This is a genomic window from Pseudomonas tolaasii NCPPB 2192 (assembly GCF_002813445.1).
GTDB lineage: Bacteria > Pseudomonadota > Gammaproteobacteria > Pseudomonadales > Pseudomonadaceae > Aquipseudomonas > Aquipseudomonas tolaasii.
The window spans coordinates 342,610-363,324 of the sequence record NZ_PHHD01000001.1; the positions used below are offsets into that span (position 1 = coordinate 342,610).

Annotated in this window: 20 protein-coding genes; 8 read left to right on the forward strand and 12 right to left on the reverse strand. The window is 61.5% G+C overall.

The window, feature by feature from the left end; genetic code table 11:
• Window positions 1–3 precede the first annotated feature (3 nt).
• The gene (locus ATI14_RS01695; protein ID WP_231124397.1) at window positions 4–1,353 is read right to left on the reverse strand and encodes a GntT/GntP/DsdX family permease; all 1,350 of its coding nucleotides are present in this window, start codon (window positions 1,351–1,353) and stop codon (window positions 4–6) included.
• Window positions 1,354–1,610: 257 nt separating this feature from the next.
• Here ATI14_RS01695 and ATI14_RS01700 point away from each other — a divergent pair, with 257 nt between their 5' ends.
• The gene (locus ATI14_RS01700; protein WP_016971039.1) at window positions 1,611–2,003 is read left to right on the forward strand and encodes a lysozyme inhibitor LprI family protein; all 393 of its coding nucleotides are present in this window, start codon (window positions 1,611–1,613) and stop codon (window positions 2,001–2,003) included.
• Here the strand turns inward: ATI14_RS01700 and ATI14_RS01705 are convergent, their stop codons facing one another.
• From ATI14_RS01705 to ATI14_RS01725, 5 genes are all read right to left on the reverse strand, one after another.
• A complete protein-coding gene (locus tag ATI14_RS01705; RefSeq protein WP_016971038.1) occupies window positions 2,004–3,449 on the reverse strand; it encodes a SulP family inorganic anion transporter in 1,446 nt (481 codons plus the stop codon).
• A gap of 194 nt (window positions 3,450–3,643) precedes the next feature.
• Window positions 3,644–4,537: an NAD-dependent epimerase/dehydratase family protein gene (locus ATI14_RS01710; RefSeq protein ID WP_016971037.1), complete on the reverse strand. Its 894-nt coding sequence runs from the start codon at window positions 4,535–4,537 to the stop codon at window positions 3,644–3,646.
• 103 nt (window positions 4,538–4,640) lie between these two features.
• Window positions 4,641–5,537 carry a LysR family transcriptional regulator gene (locus ATI14_RS01715; RefSeq protein ID WP_016971036.1) on the reverse strand — a complete coding sequence of 299 codons (897 nt, stop codon included), beginning with the start codon at window positions 5,535–5,537 and terminating at the stop codon, window positions 4,641–4,643.
• A 30-nt stretch (window positions 5,538–5,567) separates the two neighbouring features.
• Window positions 5,568–6,158 carry an NADPH:quinone oxidoreductase MdaB gene (mdaB, locus tag ATI14_RS01720; protein WP_016971035.1) on the reverse strand — a complete coding sequence of 197 codons (591 nt, stop codon included), beginning with the start codon at window positions 6,156–6,158 and terminating at the stop codon, window positions 5,568–5,570.
• A 123-nt stretch (window positions 6,159–6,281) separates the two neighbouring features.
• Window positions 6,282–7,046, reverse strand: a complete 765-nt coding sequence (locus tag ATI14_RS01725; RefSeq protein WP_016971034.1) for a sulfite exporter TauE/SafE family protein — start codon at window positions 7,044–7,046, stop codon at window positions 6,282–6,284.
• A 189-nt stretch (window positions 7,047–7,235) separates the two neighbouring features.
• Between ATI14_RS01725 and ATI14_RS01730 the strand changes: the two genes are divergently transcribed.
• Entirely contained in the window at window positions 7,236–8,126 is an 891-nt protein-coding gene (locus ATI14_RS01730) for a LysR substrate-binding domain-containing protein (protein WP_016971033.1), read from the forward strand.
• On the opposite strand, the gene ATI14_RS01735 is transcribed toward ATI14_RS01730, so the two are convergent.
• Window positions 8,072–9,478 (reverse strand): amino acid permease, encoded by a 1,407-nt coding sequence (locus tag ATI14_RS01735; protein ID WP_016971032.1) that lies wholly within the window; start codon window positions 9,476–9,478, stop codon window positions 8,072–8,074. The two genes, ATI14_RS01730 and ATI14_RS01735, sit on opposite strands and share 55 nt — an antisense overlap.
• A gap of 138 nt (window positions 9,479–9,616) precedes the next feature.
• On the reverse strand, window positions 9,617–10,867 hold the full coding sequence (gene kynU / locus ATI14_RS01740; RefSeq protein ID WP_016971031.1) for a kynureninase: 1,251 nt from the start codon (window positions 10,865–10,867) through the stop codon (window positions 9,617–9,619).
• 144 nt (window positions 10,868–11,011) lie between these two features.
• Between kynU and ATI14_RS01745 the strand changes: the two genes are divergently transcribed.
• The gene (locus ATI14_RS01745) at window positions 11,012–11,485 is read left to right on the forward strand and encodes an Lrp/AsnC family transcriptional regulator (protein WP_016971030.1); all 474 of its coding nucleotides are present in this window, start codon (window positions 11,012–11,014) and stop codon (window positions 11,483–11,485) included.
• Window positions 11,486–11,611: 126 nt separating this feature from the next.
• Here the strand turns inward: ATI14_RS01745 and catA are convergent, their stop codons facing one another.
• From catA to ATI14_RS01760, 3 genes are read right to left on the reverse strand one after another with little or no spacing between them, the layout of a single operon-like run.
• Window positions 11,612–12,541, reverse strand: a complete 930-nt coding sequence (gene catA, locus ATI14_RS01750) for a catechol 1,2-dioxygenase (RefSeq protein WP_016971029.1) — start codon at window positions 12,539–12,541, stop codon at window positions 11,612–11,614.
• Between the two features lie 41 nt (window positions 12,542–12,582).
• Window positions 12,583–12,873 carry a muconolactone Delta-isomerase gene (catC, locus tag ATI14_RS01755; RefSeq protein ID WP_016971028.1) on the reverse strand — a complete coding sequence of 97 codons (291 nt, stop codon included), beginning with the start codon at window positions 12,871–12,873 and terminating at the stop codon, window positions 12,583–12,585.
• Between the two features lie 12 nt (window positions 12,874–12,885).
• Window positions 12,886–14,013, reverse strand: coding sequence for a muconate cycloisomerase family protein (locus tag ATI14_RS01760; protein ID WP_016971027.1), 1,128 nt, complete (start codon window positions 14,011–14,013; stop codon window positions 12,886–12,888).
• A gap of 114 nt (window positions 14,014–14,127) precedes the next feature.
• Between ATI14_RS01760 and ATI14_RS01765 the strand changes: the two genes are divergently transcribed.
• Window positions 14,128–15,003 (forward strand): LysR family transcriptional regulator, encoded by an 876-nt coding sequence (locus ATI14_RS01765; RefSeq protein WP_016971026.1) that lies wholly within the window; start codon window positions 14,128–14,130, stop codon window positions 15,001–15,003.
• 44 nt (window positions 15,004–15,047) lie between these two features.
• Here ATI14_RS01765 and ATI14_RS01770 read toward each other — a convergent pair whose 3' ends face one another.
• Window positions 15,048–16,040 (reverse strand): AraC family transcriptional regulator, encoded by a 993-nt coding sequence (locus tag ATI14_RS01770; RefSeq protein ID WP_016971025.1) that lies wholly within the window; start codon window positions 16,038–16,040, stop codon window positions 15,048–15,050.
• A 188-nt stretch (window positions 16,041–16,228) separates the two neighbouring features.
• Here ATI14_RS01770 and antA point away from each other — a divergent pair, with 188 nt between their 5' ends.
• From antA to ATI14_RS01790, 4 genes are all read left to right on the forward strand, one after another.
• Window positions 16,229–17,620 carry an anthranilate 1,2-dioxygenase large subunit gene (antA, locus tag ATI14_RS01775; protein ID WP_080519984.1) on the forward strand — a complete coding sequence of 464 codons (1,392 nt, stop codon included), beginning with the start codon at window positions 16,229–16,231 and terminating at the stop codon, window positions 17,618–17,620.
• A complete protein-coding gene (gene antB / locus ATI14_RS01780) occupies window positions 17,620–18,111 on the forward strand; it encodes an anthranilate 1,2-dioxygenase small subunit (RefSeq protein ID WP_016971023.1) in 492 nt (163 codons plus the stop codon). Before antA ends, antB begins: the two co-directional genes overlap by 1 nt.
• 38 nt (window positions 18,112–18,149) lie before the next feature.
• Window positions 18,150–19,157, forward strand: coding sequence for an anthranilate 1,2-dioxygenase electron transfer component AntC (gene antC, locus ATI14_RS01785; RefSeq protein ID WP_080519985.1), 1,008 nt, complete (start codon window positions 18,150–18,152; stop codon window positions 19,155–19,157).
• A gap of 71 nt (window positions 19,158–19,228) precedes the next feature.
• Window positions 19,229–20,617, forward strand: coding sequence for an amino acid permease (locus ATI14_RS01790; RefSeq protein WP_017256007.1), 1,389 nt, complete (start codon window positions 19,229–19,231; stop codon window positions 20,615–20,617).
• The last annotated feature ends 98 nt before the right edge of the window (window positions 20,618–20,715 follow it).

Consider the following 20,715-nt stretch of genomic DNA (forward strand, 5'->3'; position numbering starts at 1 on the left):
GGGTTACAAAATGCAGGACAGGCCGTAAGTCAGACCGAAGGCGACCACCGAAATCAGGGTCTCCAGCACGGTCCAGGTCTTGAAGGTCTGGATCACCGTCATATTGAAGTATTCCTTGATCAGCCAGAAGCCGCCGTCGTTCACGTGGGAAAAGATCACCGACCCTGCACCGGTGGCCAGCACCAGCAGTTCCGGGTGTGGATAACCCAGGCCCATCGCCACCGGCGCCACCACACCGGACGCGGTGGTCATGGCCACTGTCGCCGAGCCGGTGGCGACCCGCATCAGCGCGGCGAACAGCCAGCCCATCACCAGCGGCGACAGATGGAAGGCATGGGCCAGACCGAGAATTTCATGGGTCACGCCCGCGTCCACCAGAATGCGGTTCAAGCCGCCGCCCGCGCCCACCAGCAAGGTGATACTCGCGGTCGGCGCCAGGCATTCGTTGGTGAACTTGAGGATCGACTCACGGTTGAACCCCTGGGCCAGCCCCAGTGTGTAAAAACTCACCAGCGTCGCCACCAGCAAGGCGATCACCGAGTTGCCGATAAACAACAGGAACTGATTAAAACCGGTGCCCGGCGTGGACAGCACATTGGCCCAGCCGCCGATCATCATCAGCACCACCGGCAACAGGATAGTGCCCATGGTCATGGCAAAACTCGGTAACCGGGTGCGCGGCTCGCGGTCGATGAACTGGCGTTCCAGCGGGTTTTGCGCCGGTAACTGAATGCGCGGCACGATGAACTTGGCGTAGAGCGGGCCTGCAATGATGGCCGTGGGAATGCCGATCAGAATCGCATACAGCACGGTCTGCCCGACCGACGCGTTGTACGCCAGCACCGCCATCATCGCCGCCGGGTGCGGCGGTACCAGCGCGTGCACCACCGACAAGCCGGCGACCATGGGCAAGCCGACCATCAGGATCGACACGCCCACGCGGCGCGCCACCGTAAAGGCGATCGGCACCAGCAACACAAAACCGACCTCGAAGAACAACGGCAGCCCCACCAGAAACGCGATGCACACCATGGCCCAGTGGGCATTGCGCTCGCCAAACCGGTTGATCAGCGTGCGCGCCACCTGCTCGGCGCCACCGGACTCGGCCATCATCTTGCCGAGCATGGTGCCCAGCGCCACCACCAAAGCGATGTGCCCCAGGGTTTTACCGACGCCCGCCTCGTACGAGCCCATGATGGTGTCCGCCGGCATCCCGGCCATCAGCGCCAGACCAATGGAAACCAGGGTGATGACGATAAACGGGTTGAGTCGGTAACGTGCAATCAGCACGATCAATGCAATGATGGCGATGGCGGCATACGCCAACAGCCCCAAGCCCGGTGATGCGGCCATGCGGTACTCCTCGGAAAGGGTCACGTCGAATTGGTTGTGAAACTCATAAATCATTACCGAGGAGGATTTTCAATTTTTATGAAAGTAATTTTCGCCCACAGACAAGCGCTGTCGCTTGCGGATATGCCCGGCAACCACGGATGAAAATTCGGGGGGCGTTCTTACATGAAATTTAAACGGCGCGGAAACTAGAAACGACAGGTCCAGTCATAGAAAGCGCACGCCTGTCGCCCACCCTCCCACCAGGAAAACCAACAATGAATCGTCAATCCCTGCTCTCTCCCTTGATCGCCAGCGCCCTGTTCCTGGGCCTTTGCGGTACAGCGTCCGCCGAAGACAACCCGGCGCTGACCAAATGCCTGGACGGCGCCAACACCACGGCGGCGATGGTCGCGTGCAACGTCAACGAAACCAAGGTGCAGGACGCGCGATTGAACAAGGCTTACCAGGCCGCGATCAAGGTTCAGGAAGGCGCCAAGAAGCAGCAACTGCAGGACGTGCAGCGCCTGTGGATCAAATACCGCGACGCCAACTGCGGCTTCATGGGCTCGGCCAGCGGCGGCACCATCGATCAGGTCAACGGCGCCGCCTGCGTGCTGGACATGACCCAGACCCGCGCCGCCGAACTGGAAGGCTTGCTGCCGTTGTAATCAGTCGTGCTGCACCCGGGCGCGTTTAAGCAACTTTTTGCAGCGCTCCGACAAATGCAGCACCCGCAAATGCTTGCCGGCCTTGGTGTAGCGCTCGCGCAGGGTCATCAATGCGGCAATCGCCGAGTAGTCGACGAAGCTCAGGTGACGACAATCAAGCGTCACCTGGGCCGGGTCGTTGGCCGGGTCGAATTGATTCAAAAACGGCGTGGTCGAGGCAAAGAACAAGGTGCCGTGCAGGCGATACAGTTTGCTGCCGTCGGCTTCCAGATGTTCATCGGCGTACAGCTCCCGCGCCTGTTGCCAGGCAAAATTGAGCGCCGCAATCACGATGCCGCACAGCACCGCCGTGGCCAGGTCGGTGAACACCGTGATCACCGTCACTGCCAGAATCACCAGCACATCGTTGAGTGGCACCTTGTTGATCACCCGCAAGGAGGCCCAGGCGAAGGTCTGCTGGGAGACCACGAACATCACCCCCACCAGCGCCGCCAGCGGAATCCGCTCGATCATCGGTGACAGGAACAGAATGAACAGCAGGATCATTACCCCGGCAAACACCCCGGAGAAACGCCCGCGCCCGCCGGAGCTGAGGTTGATCACGGTTTGCCCGATCATCGCGCAACCGCCCATGCCGCCGAACAGTCCAGACACCATATTCGCCGCGCCCAGCGCCACGCTTTCGCGGTCGGGGTAGCCACGGGTTTCGGTGATTTCGTCGGTGAGGTTCAGGGTCAGCAAGGTTTCCAGCAGGCCGACCATCGCCATCAAGAACGCGTAAGGCGCGATGATGCCGAGGGTTTCCAGGGTCCAGGGGATTTGCGGCAAGGCGAAGCTCGGCAGGCCGCCGGCGATGTGGGCCATGTCGCCCAACGTGCGGGTTGGCAGGCCGAGGAGGTACACCGCCAGGCCCACACCGAGGATCGCCACCAGCGCGGGCGGCACGGCACGGGTCAGGCGCGGCAGCAGGTAGACGATAGCCATGGTCACCAGCACCAGCCCGGTCATCACATACAGCGGCGTACCACTGAGCCAGCTGTCGCCGCTTTTGAAATGCTCCAGTTGCGCCAGCGCGATGATGATCGCCAGGCCGTTGACGAAGCCGAGCATCACCGGGTGCGGCACCATGCGCACCAGTTTGCCCAGGCGCAGGGCGCCGAAGGCGATCATGATCAGGCCGCCCAGCAGCACGGTGGCCAGCAGGTACTCGACGCCGTGCTGCACCACCAGCGCGACGATCACTACCGCCATCGAACCTGCCGCGCCGGATACCATCCCCGGCCGTCCGCCGAACAACGCGGTGAGCGTGCAGATGATAAACGCGCCATAGAGGCCCATCAGCGGGTTGAGGTGGGCGACCAGGGCAAAGGCGATGCATTCGGGCAGCAGCGCAAAAGACGTAGTGAGGCCGGCCAGGGCGTCGGCGCGCAAACGGGTGAGGTTCATGAGGTACCAGGGTAATGCGGGGGATAAGGCGGGGGATGGTACGGAATTGCGGCGGGAGGGGCTAGCCTGGGGGACCGAGTGGTCTGCATCGCAGGCAAGCCAGCTCCCACACTGACTGCATTCCAAAGCTGGAACTCGGTCAACTGTGGGAGCTGGCTTGCCTGCGATGGCAGCACCTCGGTGCTAAGCGAACATCAGACCATCTCGTGGCGAATCCACTCCACCACCGACGTACGCTTCGGCACCCAACCCAGCAGTTCACGGGCATGCTTGCCGCGCACCCGGCTGTTGGAGCCCAGGCCATAGTTGGCCATTTCATAGCCCCACTCGGCTTCCGCCTCGGCCAGCGGCCAGTCCTGGGGTTTGCCCAGGTTCAGCGCCTCGGCAATTGCGGTGGTCATGTCGACAAACGCAGCCTCGCTGCTTTCCACAAAGTAGAACGTGCCCGGTACGTTTTTGGTCAGCGCCAGCAGGTACAGCGCCACGACGTCTTCAATGTGCACGTTGGACCAGATGTTTTGCCCGGTGCCCACGTGGCGTACCACACCGCTCTTGCGCGCTTGCTTGAGCAAACGCGGCAACTGCACGCTGTCACGCTTCACGCCCAGGCTGTGGCCGTAAATCAGCGTGTTGCAGATCACCGCCGAGTTCACGCCGTCTTCGGCGGCGGCGAGGATCAGGTTGTCGATGGCCACACGAGCGGCCTTGTCGACGGTTGGCTCCGGCAAGTTGTCTTCGAAATAGATCACGTCACTGGCTTTGCCGCCCGACGCATCGCCCACGATGCTCGAACCGCTGGTGTGCAGAAACGCTTTGTTCGAACCTTTCAAGGCGGCCAGCAAGGTTTCCACCGCCGCACGATGGTCGCTGCTGGCGGCGTTGATCACCGCGTCCGCCTTGTGCGCCTGCTCGGTCAACACGGCCGCGTCATCCAGGGTACCGATCACCGGGGTGATACCCAATGCGCTCATTTCAGCGGCTTGCTCGGCGCTGCGCACCAGGCCGGTGACGGTATGGCCGGCCTTGACCAGGCCGGTGGCGATGGAACCGCCGATAAAACCTGCTGCGCCGGTAACGAATACGTTCATGGAGAACTCTCCTGCGTGGGTAAGTGATGGGTCCAGTATCCAGCCCTGCCGGGCGCGGAATAAGCCCCCGCCGCCCAAATCACTCTTGCGCAAATATCACGAATCAGCAGGCATAGCGCACAAGCTTGGCTTGAATGAAGTCCAGGAAGCACTGAATGCGCAGGGCCAATTGCGAGTTGCGGTAGAACACCGCGTGGATCGGCTGGCGATAGCCGCTGTTGAACGCTTCCAGGATCGGCACCAGGCGCCCGGCCTCGATGTCAGCGTTGGTCATGAAATTCGACAGGCAACAAATGCCCTGCCCTTCCAGCGCCAGATGCCGCACGGTTTCACCGCTGGAGGCGGCAATGCCCGGCTGGATCAGCCAGCGGTCGCCTTCCACATGGCGCAGCGGCCAATGGTTGAGGGTTTCGGTCTGGGTGAAGCCGAGCAAGATGTGCTCCGCCAACTCCGCCACCGTCGCCGGCGTGCCGTATTGCTGGAGGTAGTCGGGGCTGGCGAGGATGTGCAGCGGCGTGCAACCGAGAAAGCGCGCATGCAGGGTGGAGTCGGCCAGGATGCCGATACGAATCGCGATGTCGGTGCTTTGCTCCAGCAGGTCGATAATCAGGTCATCGCTGTTGAGCTCCAACTGGATATCCGGGTAAAGGCTGCGAAACTCGGCAATGTACGGCATCAGCCCGTGCAGCATGAACGGCACGGCGGCGTTGATGCGCAGCCGCCCGGCCGGTTTTTTCTGGCGCGACGACAGGCGTTCTTCCAGCTCATCCATCTGCGCCAGGATCACCTTGGCCTGTTCGAAGAAATACTTGCCCTCTTCGGTCAGGTCCATGCGCCGCGTGGTGCGGTTGATCAGCGTGGTGTCGAGCTTGGCTTCCAGGCGCGACAAGGTGCGGCTGACCGCCGACGGCGTCTGCCCGACCTGCTCCGCCGCAGCGGAAATCGAGCCGCACTCAATCACGCTGACGAAGGTCTGTAGCTCATCGGATCGGGCTTTCACAGGCTGTCCTCTTTATCGGTTGCTGGCAGCTTACACCGAGAAATTGAACACCTGCGCCAGATGCTGTTCGTAACGCGCCACGTCGGCCTCAATCTGCGGGCGCTTCATCACGTCCACGCACAGGAAGGTCGGCAGGCCGGTCATGCCAAGGAATTCGTTGGCCTTGTGAAACGGGAAATACACCGCGTCCACACCCTTGGCTTCAAAGAAATCGGTGGGGTCGTCGAAGGCTTGCTGCGGGGCATTCCAGGTCAGCGACAGCATGTACTGCTTGCCCTGGATCAGGCCGCCGCTGCCGTATTTCTGCGACGAATCGGAGCGTGTGCGGCCGTCGCTGGCATACAGGCTGCCGTGGCCTTCGGTGAAGACTTCGTCGATGTACTTTTTGACGATCCACGGCGCGCCCATCCACCAGCCGGGCATCTGGTAGATGATCACGTCCGCCCAAAGGTACTTCGCCACTTCTTCGGCCACATCGTAGCCTTCGTCGATATGTGTGGTTTTGACGTCAATGCCGGCGCGGTCGAGCACGGCTACGGCAGCGTCGTGCAGGGTGGTGTTGTAGCGGCCGTCGGAATGGGCGAACTGCTTGCCGCCGTTAAGCAGGAGGATTTTTTTCATGGAGGGCATCCGCAGAGGTTGGAAATGTCTGCCGGCAGGCTATCGACATTGCCCCTGAGGAATAAGCGGCGGCGCCGCAAAATACATTTGACCAAAACGCACGAATAAACCGTGACTCTTGATTTAGCCGCCGATCAGCAAGTGCCCACCCAGTAATGCCATGCCGACAAAAAACACGCGCTTGAACAACACCGCGCTGATGCGCTGGCGCACCGCCTGGCCCAGCCACATCCCCAACAACGCCGGCACCAGCGCCAGCACGGATGCATTGATTTCACCGCCGCCCAGGGCGCCGCGCCACGCCAGCCCGGCGGCCAGCGCCAGGGTAGACACGGTGAACGACAACCCCAGCGCCTGCACCAGTTGATCGCGATTCAAACCCAAGGCTTGCAGGTACGGCACCGCCGGAATCACGAACACGCCGGTGGCCGAAGTGATTAGGCCCGTGATCACACCGCACAACGGGCCCAACCAACGCTCGGTTAGCGGCTTGACCTTGAACGTGGGCAAAAACAAACCACTCAACGCGTACACCAGCAACGCGCCGCCCAAGGCCCGCACCACCCACTGCCCGCCGTCCATGCCCAACCCCAATGTGCCGAGGCCGGTGCCGAGAAAAATCAACAGCAGCATCGGCCACAGGCGTTTGATCAACTCGCCCAGGTGCCCGCCGAAGGCCAGTTGCCAGAGGTTGGTGACCGTGGACGGGATGATCAACAGCGCCGCAGCCTGCGCCGGCAACATAGCCAGGCCGAGCAGGCCCATGGCAACCGTCGGCAAGCCCAGGCCGATGACGCCTTTGACGGTGCCGGCCAGCAGGAAGGTGCCGAACACCAGCAGGGTCAGGGCGGGGCCGATATCCTGGTAGAACGCGAGGAAGGTATTCATGGGGGGATTGTGGGGGATTTCGAGGGGCCGTGAAATTCGCCATATACTGAGGCAGCCTCTTGTTTTGCATGAGGCTGAAATTGCCATCGCAGGCAAGCCAGCTCCCACATGTGAATGTATTCACACCTCCAAATGTGGGAGCGGGCTTGCCCGCGATGAGGCCTGTCATATCACCCGAGAAACAAAGCCATGCACTTTGACCTGATCGACCTGCGCCTCTACCTGCACATCCTCGACACCGGCAACATCACCGCCGGCGCGGCCCGCAGCCACCTGTCCCTGGCCGCCGCCAGCGCGCGCATCCGGGCGATGGAAGCGTCGCTGGGCATCGAGTTCCTTGAACGCAACCGCCGAGGCGTCACGCCAACCCCCGCAGGCAAAGCCCTGGCCCGTCACGCGCGCCTGCTGCTGCAACAAGCCGAGCACCTGCAACAGGACCTCGCCGAATACGCCAGCGGCGCCAAAGGCCAAGTGCGCCTGCTGTGCAACACCACGGCGCTCAGCGAATACCTGCCGGAATTGCTCGCGGACTTTTTACGCGAACACCCCAACCTCGATATCGACCTGCAGGAATGGCCCAGCCTGCGCATCGCTCAGGCCTTGCGCCAGGGCACGGCGGACCTGGGCATCATCTCCGACGCGGTAGACACCCACGGCCTGCAAACCCTGCCCTTTCGCGACGACCCGCTGGTGCTGATCGCGCCGCTGGATCATCCGTTCACGGGGGGCAGTTTCATCGACAGCCTGCAACACGACTTCGTCGGCCTGACCGCCAACAGCGCCCTGACGGTTTACCTCGAAGAACAGGCCTTGCACGCCGGTTTCCGCCTGCAAACACGCATCCGCGCCGAGGGGTTCGACGGGTTGATTCGCATGGTTTGCGGCGGCGCGGGCCTGGGAATTGTGCCTCAGGCGGCACTGGAGCGCTGGCCACCGGCGCAGCGTTTCAGAGCCCAGCCGTTGCACGAAGACTGGGCCTGCCGAAAGCTCCTGCTTTGCGCGCGCTCGTTCGAGCAATTGCCGGGTTACGCCAAAGCCTTGTTCGACGCCTTGGCCCTGCCCTTGCGGAAGAACCCGTAGTACACCGCCGACAGGATCAGCAGGAACGGCACACCAAACACCAGGGTCATCTTGAACGCCTCGGTGAAATAAGTGGTGATCATCACCGCGCCCATCAACACCAGCCCCAGCAAGGTGCTGTACGGAAACAACCGCAGTTGGAACGACAGCGCCGGCCCGCCGTGGCGCTTGCGGTAACGGCGGAAGAAGAAATGCGTGAGGAAGATCATGAACCAGGTGAAGATCGCGCCGAACATCGAGATCGCCATCATCAAAGTGAACGAGCTTTCCGGGTACACCACGTTCAACAGCGTCGCCAGGGCGATGCCCGAGCTGGACAGCAGCAGCGCGTTCAACGGAATGCCGCTTTTGCTCAGCGCGCCCATCGCTTTGGGGGCAAACCCCGCACGGGACAGGCTGAACATCATGCGTGTGGTGATGTAGAGCTGGCTGTTCATCGCCGACAGCGCCGCGATCAGAATCACGAAATTCATCACCCCGGTGGCGCCGGGAATGCCGATGGTCTGCATCACCGTGACAAACGGGCTCTGAGTCTGCCCGGCCTGGTTCCACGGCACGATAGCGAGCATCAGCGCCAGGGTCAGCAGGTAGAACACCACCAGGCGCACGATGGTCGCGCGGAAGGCTTTTTTCACCGCCTGTTCCGGGTCGGCCGCTTCACCGGCGGCCACGGCGATCATCTCCACGCTGAGGTAGCTGAAGATCGACACGATCACCGCGATCCACATGCCGCTCAGGCCATGGGGGAAAAAACCGTCGTGGGCCGTGTAGTTCTGCACGCCGTAGTCAGGGTTGCCGGAACCAAACACCACGTACACGGCGAGGATGATGAAGCCGACGATGGCGCTGATCTTGATCGTGGAAAACCAGTATTCGAAGTTGCCGAAGGTCTTCACGCTGATCGCGTTGAGCAGGATCAGGACGCTGGAAAACGACACAATCCACACCCACTCCGGCACGTTGGCAAACCAGTACTTCATGTACATCGCCACCGCCGTGACCTCGGCGCCCACCGCCAGCACAATCGCCGCCCAATAGGCGTAACGCACCAGGAACCCGGCCAGCGGGCTGATGTAGAACTCGGCGTAGGCGCCAAACGAACCCGAGGTGGAATGCGCTACCGTCATCTCTGCCAGGCAGCCCATCAACAACAAGGTAATCAGCGCGCCGATGGCGTAGCTCAGCAGCACGCTGGGCCCGGCGTAACCGATGGCGTAGGCGCTGCCCATGAACAGCCCAGTACCGATGGCGCCACCGATGGCGATCATGCTCATCTGGCCGGAAGTGAGCTGGCGCCTCAGGCCCAGTTCGCGGTGGGTGATCTCTGCAAAGCCGGTGTCTGGCGTGGTCACGTGGTGTGCCCCTTTATTATTGTGATGGTTGTTGCTGGCGCTGAACCTTGTGGGAGCTGGCTTGCCTGCGATGGCGGTGGTGAATTCACTATCGCTATCGCAGGCAAGCCAGCTCCCACATTGGATTTGTGTTGTGCTTTAAGTAACGCTGTTGCGGACTTTGAATTGCGGTTGGTCCCAGGTGCCGTTGTCGAGGATTTCACCGAGGATTTCCACGGCGTCGAATACCTCGGTGAAGCTTGTGTACAACGGCGTAAACCCGAACCGCATGATGCGCGGCTCGCGGTAATCGCCGATCACGCCACGGGCGATCAGGGCCTGAACCACCGCATACCCTTCAGGGTGTTCGAAGCTCACATGGCTGCCACGTCTGGCGTGTTCGCGCGGGGTGATCAACACCAGTTCGTGGGCGGCGCAGCGAGCTTCTACCAAGGCGATAAACAGGTCGGTGAGCGCCAGGGATTTTGCGCGCAGGCTGGCCATATCGGTCTGGGCAAAAATCTCCAGGCCGCACTCAACCATCGCCAACGAGGTAATCGGCTGGGTGCCGCACAGGTAGCGCGCGATGCCGGCGCTCGGCGCATAGGCAGGCTCCATGGCGAACTGCCGCGTGTGCCCGAACCAACCCGACAACGGCTGACGCACCACGTCCACCAACGCCGGGTTGACCCACACAAACGCCTGGGAGCCCGGCCCGCCGTTGAGGTATTTGTAGGTGCAGCCAATCGCGTAATCGGCGCAAGCCGCGTGCAGGTCGATGGGCACCGCACCCGCCGAGTGCGCCAGGTCCCAGATACTCAGGGCGCCGCATTCGTGAGTCAGCGCGGTGAGGGCCTGCATGTCGTACATGTAGCCGGTCTTGTAGTTGACGTGGGTGAGCATCACCACCGCCACGTCGGCGTCGATGGCCTGCGGCAGCTCGTCCGGACGGTTGACCAGGCGCAGCGAGTAACCCTGTTGCAGCAACTCGGCCAGGCCTTCGGCGATGTACAGGTCGGTAGGGAAATTGCTCGCCTCGCTGACGATCACCTTGCGCTTGGGCTGGCGTTGGCGCTGCACGCTCAATGCGGCGCTGAGCACCTTGAACAGGTTGATCGAGGTGGTATCGGTGATCGCCACTTCGCCGTCGCGCGCACCGATCAGCGGCGCCAGGCGATTACCCAGGCGCAAGGACAACTCCGCCCAGCCAGCGCTGTTCCAGCTGCGAATCAACCCATTGCCCCACTCATCGCTGATCACCTGCTGCGCCCGCGCCAGCGCCGCCAACGGGCGTGCGCCGAGGGAGTTGCCGTCGAGGTAGATCACGCCCTCCGGCAACGCGAACTGCTGACGCAAAGGCGCCAACGGGTCCCTGGCATCAAGGGCTTGGCAATGGCTGCGAGTGGTCATGAGCGCTCCTGCTTTTTATGAGTGAAGATGGCCCCAATAATGAACGAAGATTTAGAGAATTTTCGTGCAAAGTAACTGGCAACAGGCTAATTAAGCTGTAGGAAATTCGAATTTACCCTCAAAACACGCGGATTTATTCAAACCATGATTCTCGACGCCACCGACCTGCGCCTCCTGCATTTCCTGCAACAGGATGGCCGTATCAGCAACCAGGAACTGGCGGAAAAAGTCGCGCTGTCGCCCTCCGCCTGCCTGCGCCGTTTGCGCCTGCTGGAGAGCGAGGGAATCATCAGCGGCTACCGCGCAGTGCTGAATGCCGAGCAGTTGGGGATCGAGCTGGAGGCCATCGTGCACTTGTCGCTGCGCCAGGATGTGGAGGACTGGCACGAGACGTTCATCAAGAAGGTGCAGGGCTGGCCCGAGGTGGCCAGTGCGTACGTGATCACCGGCGCGAGCAACTATGTGTTGCGGGTGCAGGCGCGGAATTTGAAGCATTTTTCGGACTTTATCGTGAACCACCTGAACCGCACGGCGGGGGTGGTGGATATTCGCTCGGAGATCGTGCTGCAGAAGATCAAGGATCGGGATGAGGTGTTGGATCTGGTCATCCGCAAGTAAGGACGATCGTTCCCACGCTCCGCGTGGGAATGCATCCTGTGACGCTCCGCGTCGCGCCTTTAACAGCGGACGCGGAGCGTCCAGAGCGGCATTCCCACGCGGAGCGGGGGAACGATCAGGTCGTGTTTAGTCTTCGAGGGCGCGTACGCGCTGCATGCGCTTCTGCTCTACCGGCGCCGCCGCTGGCTGCAACTCAAAGTCAAACTCAATCTGCGCAAACCGCCCTTCCACGCCAAATTCCCGCGCCAACTGCAGGTCGTCGCTGAAGCGAATTTCGGCAATCAACTCATCCCGCGTCGCATAGGCAAAATCATCATGCAGGTACGGGTCATCCGACAGGTTGATCTGCGTGGTCAGGTGTCGATGCCCCGGTGCCGAGATGAAGAAGTGAATGTGCGCCGGACGCTGGCCGTGGCGCCCCAGTTGGTCGAGCAACTGCTGGGTCGGGCCGGTCGGCGGGCAGCCGTAACCCGACGGCACGATGCTGCGAAAACGGTAGTTGCCCTGGGCATCGGTTTGGATGCGACGGCGCAGGTTGAACTCGGATTGCGCCGGGTCAAACCACGAATAGGTGCCGCCGGTATTGGCCTGCCACACATCCACAATCGCCCCCGCCAACGGTTTGCCTTGCGTGTCGCGCACCTGCCCGCGCATGAACAGCGGCACGGCGGCATCCGTGCCGTCATCCAGTCGCGCTTCGTACTGGCTCAACGGCGCACCGGCCACATACAACGGGCCTTCGATGGTGCGCGGGGTGCCGCCGGATTTGCCGGCCTCTTCGTCAGCGGCGTCCATCAGCAAGTCCAGGTAATGCTCCAGGCCCAATCCGGCCGCGAGCAAACCGGCTTCCTGGTTTTTGCCCAGCTCATTGAGGTAATTGACCGCCTTCCAGAACTCTTCCGGGGTCACTTCCAGGTCTTCGATGATGTTCACCGTGTCCCGCAGGATCCGGTAAATCAGCGCCTTGGCGCGCGGGTTGCCGCTGTCGTTGAGGTTGCCGCTGGCTTCTTCGAGAAAGCGCTGGGCGTGGGCAGTCTGGGAAATCCGGATGGACATGGTGCAATCCTCATCTTGTCGTTATTAGCGTGGAAACAGGCTCAGCGGTCGTCCTCATGGATCGACGAAGGGTGGCGGCACAGCGCGTTGACTTCGATGGCCATGTAGGGGAACAGCGGCAGTTGCATCAGCAGGTCGTGCAGTTCCTGCACGCTGCCCACGTCGAACACGCTGTAGTTGGCGTAGTGCCCGGCGATGCGCCACAGGTGGCGCCATTTGCCTTCCTGTTGCAGGCGTTGCGCGAGGGCTTTCTCTTCGGCTTTCAAAACCGCCGCACGCTCGGGGTGCATGTCGAGTGGCAGGTTCACGGTCATTTTTACGTGGAACAACATGGCAGGCGCCTCTTAGTGTTTGTCGCGGCGAAAGAACGCCAGGCGCTCTTCATCAATGGCCAGGCCCAGGCCCGGCACGGTGGACACGTGCAGCTCAAAATCGCGATACACCGGTGGCTCGGCGAGGATGTCTTCAGTCAGCAACAACGGGCCGAACAGCTCGGTGCCCCACGCCAGTTTGTTCAGCGTGAGAAACGCATGCGCCGAGGCCAGCGTGCCAATGCCGCCTTCGAGCATGGTGCCGCCGTACAGGCCGATGCCCGCCGCTTCGGCAATCGCCGCCGTGCGCAACACCGCACGCGGGCCGCCGTTTTTGGCGATCTTCAGCGCAAACACCGAGGCCGCACCTTCGCGGGCCAGGTTGAAGGCGTCTTCCACGCATTCGATAGACTCATCGGCCATGATCGGCGCCGGGCTCGACAGGTTGAGCCGCGCCATGCCGCCGCGGTTGTTGCGCGAAATCGGTTGCTCAATCAGGTCGACGCCGTTGTCACTAAGTACCTTGCACGCGCGCAGGGCCACGGCTTCATCCCAGGCCTGGTTAACGTCCACACGCACACTGGCGCGCTCGCCCAAAGCTTTTTTGATCGCAATCACATGGGCCAGATCACGGCTGGCATCACCGGCGCCGATCTTCAACTTGAAGAGGCGGTGACGGCGCAGGTCAAGCATCTTTTCCGCCTCGGCAATGTCTTGCTCAGTGTTGCCGCTGGCCAGGGTCCAGGCCACTGGCAAGGCATCGCGCACGCGGCCGCCGAGCAGTTCGCTGACCGGCAGATTCAGGCGTTTGCCCAGCGCATCGAGCAAGGCACTTTCGATACCGGACTTGGCAAAGGTGTTGCCGCGAATACTGCGTTCCAGGCGCAACATCGCCGCGTTGATATTGCTCGCATCCTGGCCGATCAGCAGCGGCGCGAAGTGGCGGTCGATATTGATTTTGATGCTGTCAGGGCTTTCGTTGCCGTAGCTCAGGCCACCGATGGTGGTGGCCTCGCCGATGCCTTCAATGCCATCGGCGCAACGCAGGCGGATGATCACCAGCGTCTGGTGTTGCAGGGTGTGCATCGCCAGCTTGTGCGGGCGGATGGTCGGGAGGTCGACGATGATCGTGTCGATCGACTCGATGGCGCAAATCGGCATGGCTATACCCGTGGGGTTCTTTATAGATTTGCGTCGATTCTGTGCCGTATTTTTTAAGGCTTCCAATATAGAATGGGTCTCGCACAATACCTTCAAGGTATGAAAGGAGCCGTCATGGAACTGCGTCACTTGCGCTATTTTCAGGTGCTGGGTGAAACCCTCAACTTCACCCGCGCAGCCGAACGCCTGCACATCGCCCAGCCGCCGTTGAGTCGGCAGATCCAGCAACTGGAAGATGAGTTGGGCGTGATGTTGCTCGAGCGTGGTCGGCCGCTGCGGCTGACCGAGGCCGGGCGGTTTTTTTATGACCACTGCAATGTGCTGCTCGAACAGCTGGGCAAGGTCTGCGACAACACACGGCGCATCGGCCTGGGCGAAAAGACCTGGCTCGGCATCGGCTTTGCGCCCTCGACCCTGTACGGCGTGCTGCCGGAATTGATCCGGCGGCTGCGCAACCATGAGGCGTTGGAACTGGAGTTGGGCTTGTCGGAAATGACCACGTTGCAGCAGGTCGAAGCACTCAAGGCCGGGCGCATCGATGTGGGCTTCGGGCGCATTCGCATCGACGACCCGGCCATCGTCCAGCGTGTGCTGGTGGAGGACCGACTGGTCGCCGTGCTGCCCGCCGGCCACCCGCTGCTGGACGCCCCCGCCACCCTCGCCCAATTGGCCGCCGAGCCGTTTGTGCTGTACCCCGGCAACCCGCGCCCCAGCTATGCCGACCATGTGATCGCACTGTTCGACGCGCACGGTTTGAGCCTCAAGGTGGCGCAGTGGACCAACGAGTTGCAAACGGCCATCGGGCTGGTGGGCGCGGGAATGGGCGTGACGCTGGTACCGGCGTCGGTGCAGGTGCTGCACCGGGCGGATATTGGCTACACGCCGATTGTGGAGGCCACGGCGACCTCGCCGATTATTTTGAGCCGTCGGATGAATGACCAGTCGCCGGGGCTTGGTCATTGTTTGCAACTGGTGGAAGAGCTGATCTGAGATTTCAAAGCCACCCTCTTTCCAATGTGGGAGCTTCATGGGGTTCAAAGGCTGCGCAGGCGCTTGCGTTGCAGCGTCTGGCTCGGCGACTCGTCGAACAGCTTGCGATACTCCGCCGAAAACCGTCCCAAATGGGTAAACCCCCAACCCAAGGCGATTTCAGAGATGGTGCGGGTAGAGCCCTGCTCCAGCATTTCCTGACGCACAGCCCCCAGCCGGTACTTCTTCAAATACGCCATGGGCGACAGCGCAAAGTATTTGCGAAAAGCCTCGAACAGCTTGAACCGCGACACGCCAGCCGCCGCTTCCAGGTCTTCCAGATGCACCGCCTCACGGGCATGGGCGTGGATAAACCGGCGCGCACGGATCAAATAATGCGGCAGTTTCACGCCGAGTACGTCGCGCAATTCCTCCGAATAGTTGTTCGGCTGGGCGAGGATCAACCCCTTGATCAGCGAGCTTTCCAGGTCGCGGGTAAAGGCCGCCTGCTCGTATAACTCGCTGCCGTGTTCCAGTTCGGCGATGAAATAACGCGCCATGCGCCACCACGACGCCGACGCACCACCCACCGCGTCCATCACGGGTTCAAAACGCAGCGGCGCCTCGAGGGGACGTTGCAGCAAGCCTTCCAGCGACTCGCTCATCGCCGCCCGGGTAATGACCACCTGCAACTTGCGACAGTCACCGGAAATCGCCAGCACCTGGTGTTCATTGGGCGCCAGGATCACGCCTTGATCACGGTTGGAGCTCAGGCGCTCGCCGCCCTTGCTCAACTCCTGTTCGCCCACCAGCGGCAGGCTCAGGCTGTAGCTGCTGAAACGCTCGGCATCCTCAATGCCGATGGTCACGTCGGTGCCGTACTCGATCACGCCCAGCGTCGTGGCGCGGGATTTGAACACGTTGGCACTGTGGTGAAAGCGCAGGCGCTCGGGTGTGGCCGTCGCCAGCCGATGCGGGCCGCAGATGCCGGACATCCAGCTGCAGGCGCCTTCCAGGTCGAAGCGTTGAATATGGATTTCGCGTGTATGGCTACTCATCAGGGGGCACCCACGGCTATCGCGCGCTCTGGCGGCGCGTCTGTTTAATCACAGTAGCGTATTGCGCCACCGCACGGCACCCGCCCCAATTATTTGGCCCAGCTTCTCCCATTAAGCGGATAGCCCGCGTCCGATCTCGCCGACTTAAATGAGCCACCGATTAGCCCCTGACAAAAAAGGTGCCTCCCATGAGTGGTGCAAAAAGCGTCGAGCAGTGGAAAACGTTTATCGAAGGCTGCCTGGATTTTCGGCCTGTGGACGAAGTGTTCCGCATTGCGCGAGACATGTTCACCGAGCCCGAGCTGTTTGATCTGGAAATGGAACTGATCTTCGAGAAAAACTGGATCTACGCCTGCCACGAAAGCGAATTGGCGAATAACCACGACTTTGTGACGATGCGCGCCGGGCGCCAGCCCATGATCATCACCCGCGATGGCGAGGGCCAGCTCAATGCGCTGATCAACGCCTGCCAGCATCGCGGCACCACCCTCACCCGCGTGGGCAAGGGCAACCAGTCGACCTTCACCTGCCCGTTCCATGCCTGGTGCTACAAAAGCGACGGGCGACTGGTGAAGGTCAAGGCGCCGGGGGAATACCCGGAAGGGTTCGACAAAGCCACGCGCGGCCTGAAAAAAGCACGCATCGAGAGCTACAAGGGCTTTGTATTTATCAGCCTGGACGTGAAGGGCACCGACCGCCTGGAAGACTTCCTGGGCGACGCCAAAGTGTTTTTCGACATGATGGTCGCGCAGTCCGCCACCGGCGAGCTTGAGGTACTGCCGGGCAAATCCGCCTACACCTACGACGGCAACTGGAAGCTGCAAAACGAAAACGGGCTGGACGGGTATCACGTGAGCACCGTGCACTACAACTACGTGGCCACGGTGCAGCACCGCCAGCAAGTGAACAGCGAAAACGGCACCGGCCCAGGCACCACGCTGGACTACAGCAAACTCGGCGCGGGCGACGCGAATACCGATGACGGCTGGTTCGCCTTCAACAATGGTCACAGCGTGCTGTTCAGCGACATGCCCAACCCGACGGTGCGCTCCGGCTACGCCACCATCATGCCGCGCCTGGTGCAGGAGCACGGCCAGCAGAAAGCCGAATGGATGATGCACCGTCTGCGCAACCTGAATATCTACCCGAACCTGTTCTTCCTCGATCAGATCAGCTCGCAACTGCGCATCATCCGCCCCGTAGCGTGGAACAAGACCGAGATCATCAGCCAGTGTTTGGGCGTGAAGAACGAATCCGATGCCGACCGCGAAAATCGCATCCGCCAGTTCGAGGATTTCTTCAACGTGTCGGGCATGGGCACGCCGGATGACCTGGTGGAGTTCCGCGAAGCCCAACGCGGCTTCCAGGGGCGGCTGGAGCGCTGGAGCGACATCTCGCGTGGCAGCCACCGCTGGGAAACCGGGCCCACGCCCAACAGCGAAGCCCTCGGCATCCAGCCCGCCATGACCGGCACCGAATTCACCCATGAAGGGCTGTACGTCAACCAGCACCGCAACTGGCAGCAGTTCCTGCTCAAGGGTTTGGACAAACAGGCGCTGACAGTGCGGGAGGTGGAATGATGAATGCCCAATTGCAGTACCGCATTGAGCAATTTTTCTACCGCAAATCCGAGCTGTGCGACGCCCAGGACTGGGATGCGTATGTGCAGCTGTTCGACCCGCAGAGCGAATTCCACCTGCCGCAATGGGACTCGGAACACGTCTTCACCCGCGACCCCAAGCGCGAGATGTCGCTGATCTACTACGCCAACCGCTCGGGCCTTGAAGACCGGGTATTTCGCCTGCGCACCGGCAAGGCTGCCTCAGCCACCCCGATGCCGCGCACCTTGCACCTGATCAACAACGTGCGCGTGGCCGAACAGCCGGATGGAACGCTGCAAGTGCGGCTGAACTGGCACACGCTGTTCTATCGCCTGGCCACGTCGGAGCAGTTCTACGGGCACGCCACCTACAGCCTCAAGCCGAGTGGCGACAGCTGGCTGATCACCCGCAAGCACGCGTTGTTGCTCAACGACACCATCAACTCGGTGCTGGATTTCTATCACCTCTAACCCGGCAAACCACACCTTGTGGCGAGGGAGCTTGGAATATGAATCACAAAGTGGCCTTCAGTTTTGCCGACGGCAAGACCCTGTTTTTTCCGGTGGGCGCGAATGAAATCCTGCTGGATGCCGCGTTGCGCCATGGCATCAAGATCCCGCTCGATTGCCGTGAAGGCGTATGCGGCACCTGCCAGGGCCGTTGCGAGTCCGGCGAGTACACCCAGGATTATGTGGACGAAGAAGCCCTCTCCAGCCTCGACCTGCAACAACGCAAAATGCTCAGTTGCCAAACTCGGGTCAAATCCGACGCGGCGTTTTACTTCGATTTTGATTCCAGCCTGTGCAATGCGCCGGGCCCGGTGCAGGTGCGCGGCACGGTGAGCGCGGTGCAGCAGGTATCGGCCAGCACGGCGATCCTGCAGGTGCAGTTGGAACACCCGCTGGATTTTCTGCCCGGCCAATATGCCCGTCTGTCGGTTCCCGGCACCGACAGTTGGCGGTCGTACTCTTTCGCCAACCTTCCGGGCAACCCGTTGCAGTTTCTGGTGCGCCTGTTACCCGACGGCGTGATGAGCAACTACCTGCGCGAGCGCTGCCAGGTCGGCGATGCGCTTTTAATGGAAGCGCCACTGGGCGCGTTTTACCTGCGCCATGTGAGCAAACCGCTGGTGCTGGTGGCGGGCGGTACCGGGCTGTCAGCCTTGCTGGGCATGCTCGACGAGCTGGCCGCCAGCGGCTGCAACCAGCCCGTGCATCTGTATTACGGCGTGCGGGGTGCCGAGGATTTGTGCGAGGCCACTCGCATTGCAGCCTACGCGTCGAAAATTCCCGACTTTCGTTACACCGAAGTGCTGAGCGCGCCCCCGCCCGAGTGGCCCGGCAAGCGCGGTTACCTCACCGAACATTTCGACCTGGCCGAATTGCGGGACAGATCGGCGGATATGTACCTGTGCGGCCCCCGTCCAATGGTCGAATCCGTCCAGCAATGGCTGGCAGATCAGGCACTTGATGGCGTTCAGCTGTATTACGAAAAGTTTACGCAGAGTAATATCTGACCCCTCAGAAGTTTTGAGGGGCGGGTGCGGCGTGCATTCACCCTGAAAAAAACAAGTAGAAGGGAATGTTGATGGCGGATGACATGGTTAACCCGGTGGGCCTCAAGCGTGGCCTGAAGAACCGGCACATTCAACTGATCGCCTTGGGAGGGGCGATCGGCACGGGGTTGTTCCTCGGCTCGGCCGGGGTGCTCAAGTCGGCGGGGCCGTCGATGATCCTCGGCTATGCGATTGCCGGCTTCATCGCATTCCTGATCATGCGCCAGCTCGGCGAAATGATCGTCGAAGAGCCGGTTGCCGGTTCCTTCAGCCACTTCGCGCACAAGTACTGGGGCGGCTATGCGGGCTTCCTGGCAGGCTGGAACTACTGGGTACTTTATGTGCTGGTGGGCATGGCCGAGCTGACGGCGGTGGGCAAGTATATTCAGTTCTGGTGGCCGGAGATTCCGACCTGGGTCAGCGCGCTGGTGTTCTTTGTCGCGGTGAACCTGATCAACACCCTCAACGTGAAGTTCTTCGGTGAAGCCGAGTTCTGGTTCGCGATCATCAAGGTGGTGGCGATTGTCGGCATGATCGTGCTCGGCTGCTACCTGCTGTTCAGCGGCACCGGCGGCCCGCAAGCGACCGTCAGCAACCTGTGGAGCCACGGCGGGTTCTTCCCCAATGGCGGCATGGGGCTGTTGATGTCCATGGCCTTCATCATGTTCTCGTTCGGCGGCCTGGAGCTGGTGGGCATCACCGCCGCCGAGGCCAGCGAGCCGCGCAAGGTGATCCCCAAGGCGATCAACCAGGTGGTGTACCGGATCCTGATTTTCTACGTCGGCGCTCTGACCGTGCTGCTGTCGCTGTACCCATGGGATCAATTGCTGCAAACCCTTGGCGCCTCGGGCGATGCCTACAGTGGCAGCCCGTTTGTGCAGATCTTCTCGCTGATCGGTAACGACACCGCCGCGCACATCCTCAACTTCGTGGTGCTGACCGCCGCGCTGTCGGTGTACAACAGCGGCGTGTACTGCAACAGCCGCATGCTGTTCGGCCTGGCCGAGCAAGGCGATGCGCCAAAATCCCTGATGAAGCTGAACAAGCAAGGCGTGCCGATCCGCGCCCTGGCGATTTCGGCGTTGGTGACGATGTTGTGCGTGGTGGTCAACTACGTGGCACCAAAGAGTGCGCTGGAGCTGCTGTTCGCGCTGGTGGTTGCCTCGCTGATGATCAACTGGGCGCTGATCAGCATCACCCATATCAAGTTCCGCAAGGCCATGGCCGTGCAAGGCGTGACGCCATCGTTCAAGACCTTCTGGTTCCCGTTCAGCAACTACCTGTGCCTGGCGTTCATGGTGATGATCATCAGCGTGATGCTGGCGATTCCGGGGATCAGCGAGTCGGTGTACGCGATGCCGGTGTGGGTGGGGATTATCTATGTGGCCTACAAACTGCGGATGAGAAATTCGAGAGCATGATGATCGTTCCCACGCTCCGCGTGGGAATGCATCCCGTGACGCTCCGCGTCACCACTTTAGAGCGGACGCAGAGCGTCCAGAGCGGCATTCCCACGCAG

Bases quoted from the DNA above. Each gene is read 5' to 3' on its own strand.
- ATI14_RS01790 (WP_017256007.1), top strand. From the start codon at position 19,229: ATGGCGGATGACATGGTTAACCCGGTGGGCCTCAAGCGTGGCCTGAAG.
- antC (WP_080519985.1), top strand. From the start codon at position 18,150: ATGAATCACAAAGTGGCCTTCAGTTTTGCCGACGGCAAGACCCTGTTT.
- ATI14_RS01770 (WP_016971025.1), bottom strand. From the start codon at position 16,040: ATGAGTAGCCATACACGCGAAATCCATATTCAACGCTTCGACCTGGAA.
- ATI14_RS01710 (WP_016971037.1), bottom strand. From the start codon at position 4,537: ATGAACGTATTCGTTACCGGCGCAGCAGGTTTTATCGGCGGTTCCATC.
- ATI14_RS01730 (WP_016971033.1), top strand. From the start codon at position 7,236: ATGCACTTTGACCTGATCGACCTGCGCCTCTACCTGCACATCCTCGAC.
- catA (WP_016971029.1), bottom strand. From the start codon at position 12,541: ATGTCCATCCGGATTTCCCAGACTGCCCACGCCCAGCGCTTTCTCGAA.
- ATI14_RS01725 (WP_016971034.1), bottom strand. From the start codon at position 7,046: ATGAATACCTTCCTCGCGTTCTACCAGGATATCGGCCCCGCCCTGACC.
- ATI14_RS01705 (WP_016971038.1), bottom strand. From the start codon at position 3,449: ATGAACCTCACCCGTTTGCGCGCCGACGCCCTGGCCGGCCTCACTACG.
- ATI14_RS01695 (WP_231124397.1), bottom strand. From the start codon at position 1,353: ATGGCCGCATCACCGGGCTTGGGGCTGTTGGCGTATGCCGCCATCGCC.
- catC (WP_016971028.1), bottom strand. From the start codon at position 12,873: ATGTTGTTCCACGTAAAAATGACCGTGAACCTGCCACTCGACATGCAC.
- ATI14_RS01765 (WP_016971026.1), top strand. From the start codon at position 14,128: ATGGAACTGCGTCACTTGCGCTATTTTCAGGTGCTGGGTGAAACCCTC.
- kynU (WP_016971031.1), bottom strand. From the start codon at position 10,867: ATGACCACTCGCAGCCATTGCCAAGCCCTTGATGCCAGGGACCCGTTG.
- antB (WP_016971023.1), top strand. From the start codon at position 17,620: ATGAATGCCCAATTGCAGTACCGCATTGAGCAATTTTTCTACCGCAAA.
- ATI14_RS01760 (WP_016971027.1), bottom strand. From the start codon at position 14,013: ATGCCGATTTGCGCCATCGAGTCGATCGACACGATCATCGTCGACCTC.
- mdaB (WP_016971035.1), bottom strand. From the start codon at position 6,158: ATGAAAAAAATCCTCCTGCTTAACGGCGGCAAGCAGTTCGCCCATTCC.
- ATI14_RS01745 (WP_016971030.1), top strand. From the start codon at position 11,012: ATGATTCTCGACGCCACCGACCTGCGCCTCCTGCATTTCCTGCAACAG.
- ATI14_RS01700 (WP_016971039.1), top strand. From the start codon at position 1,611: ATGAATCGTCAATCCCTGCTCTCTCCCTTGATCGCCAGCGCCCTGTTC.
- antA (WP_080519984.1), top strand. From the start codon at position 16,229: ATGAGTGGTGCAAAAAGCGTCGAGCAGTGGAAAACGTTTATCGAAGGC.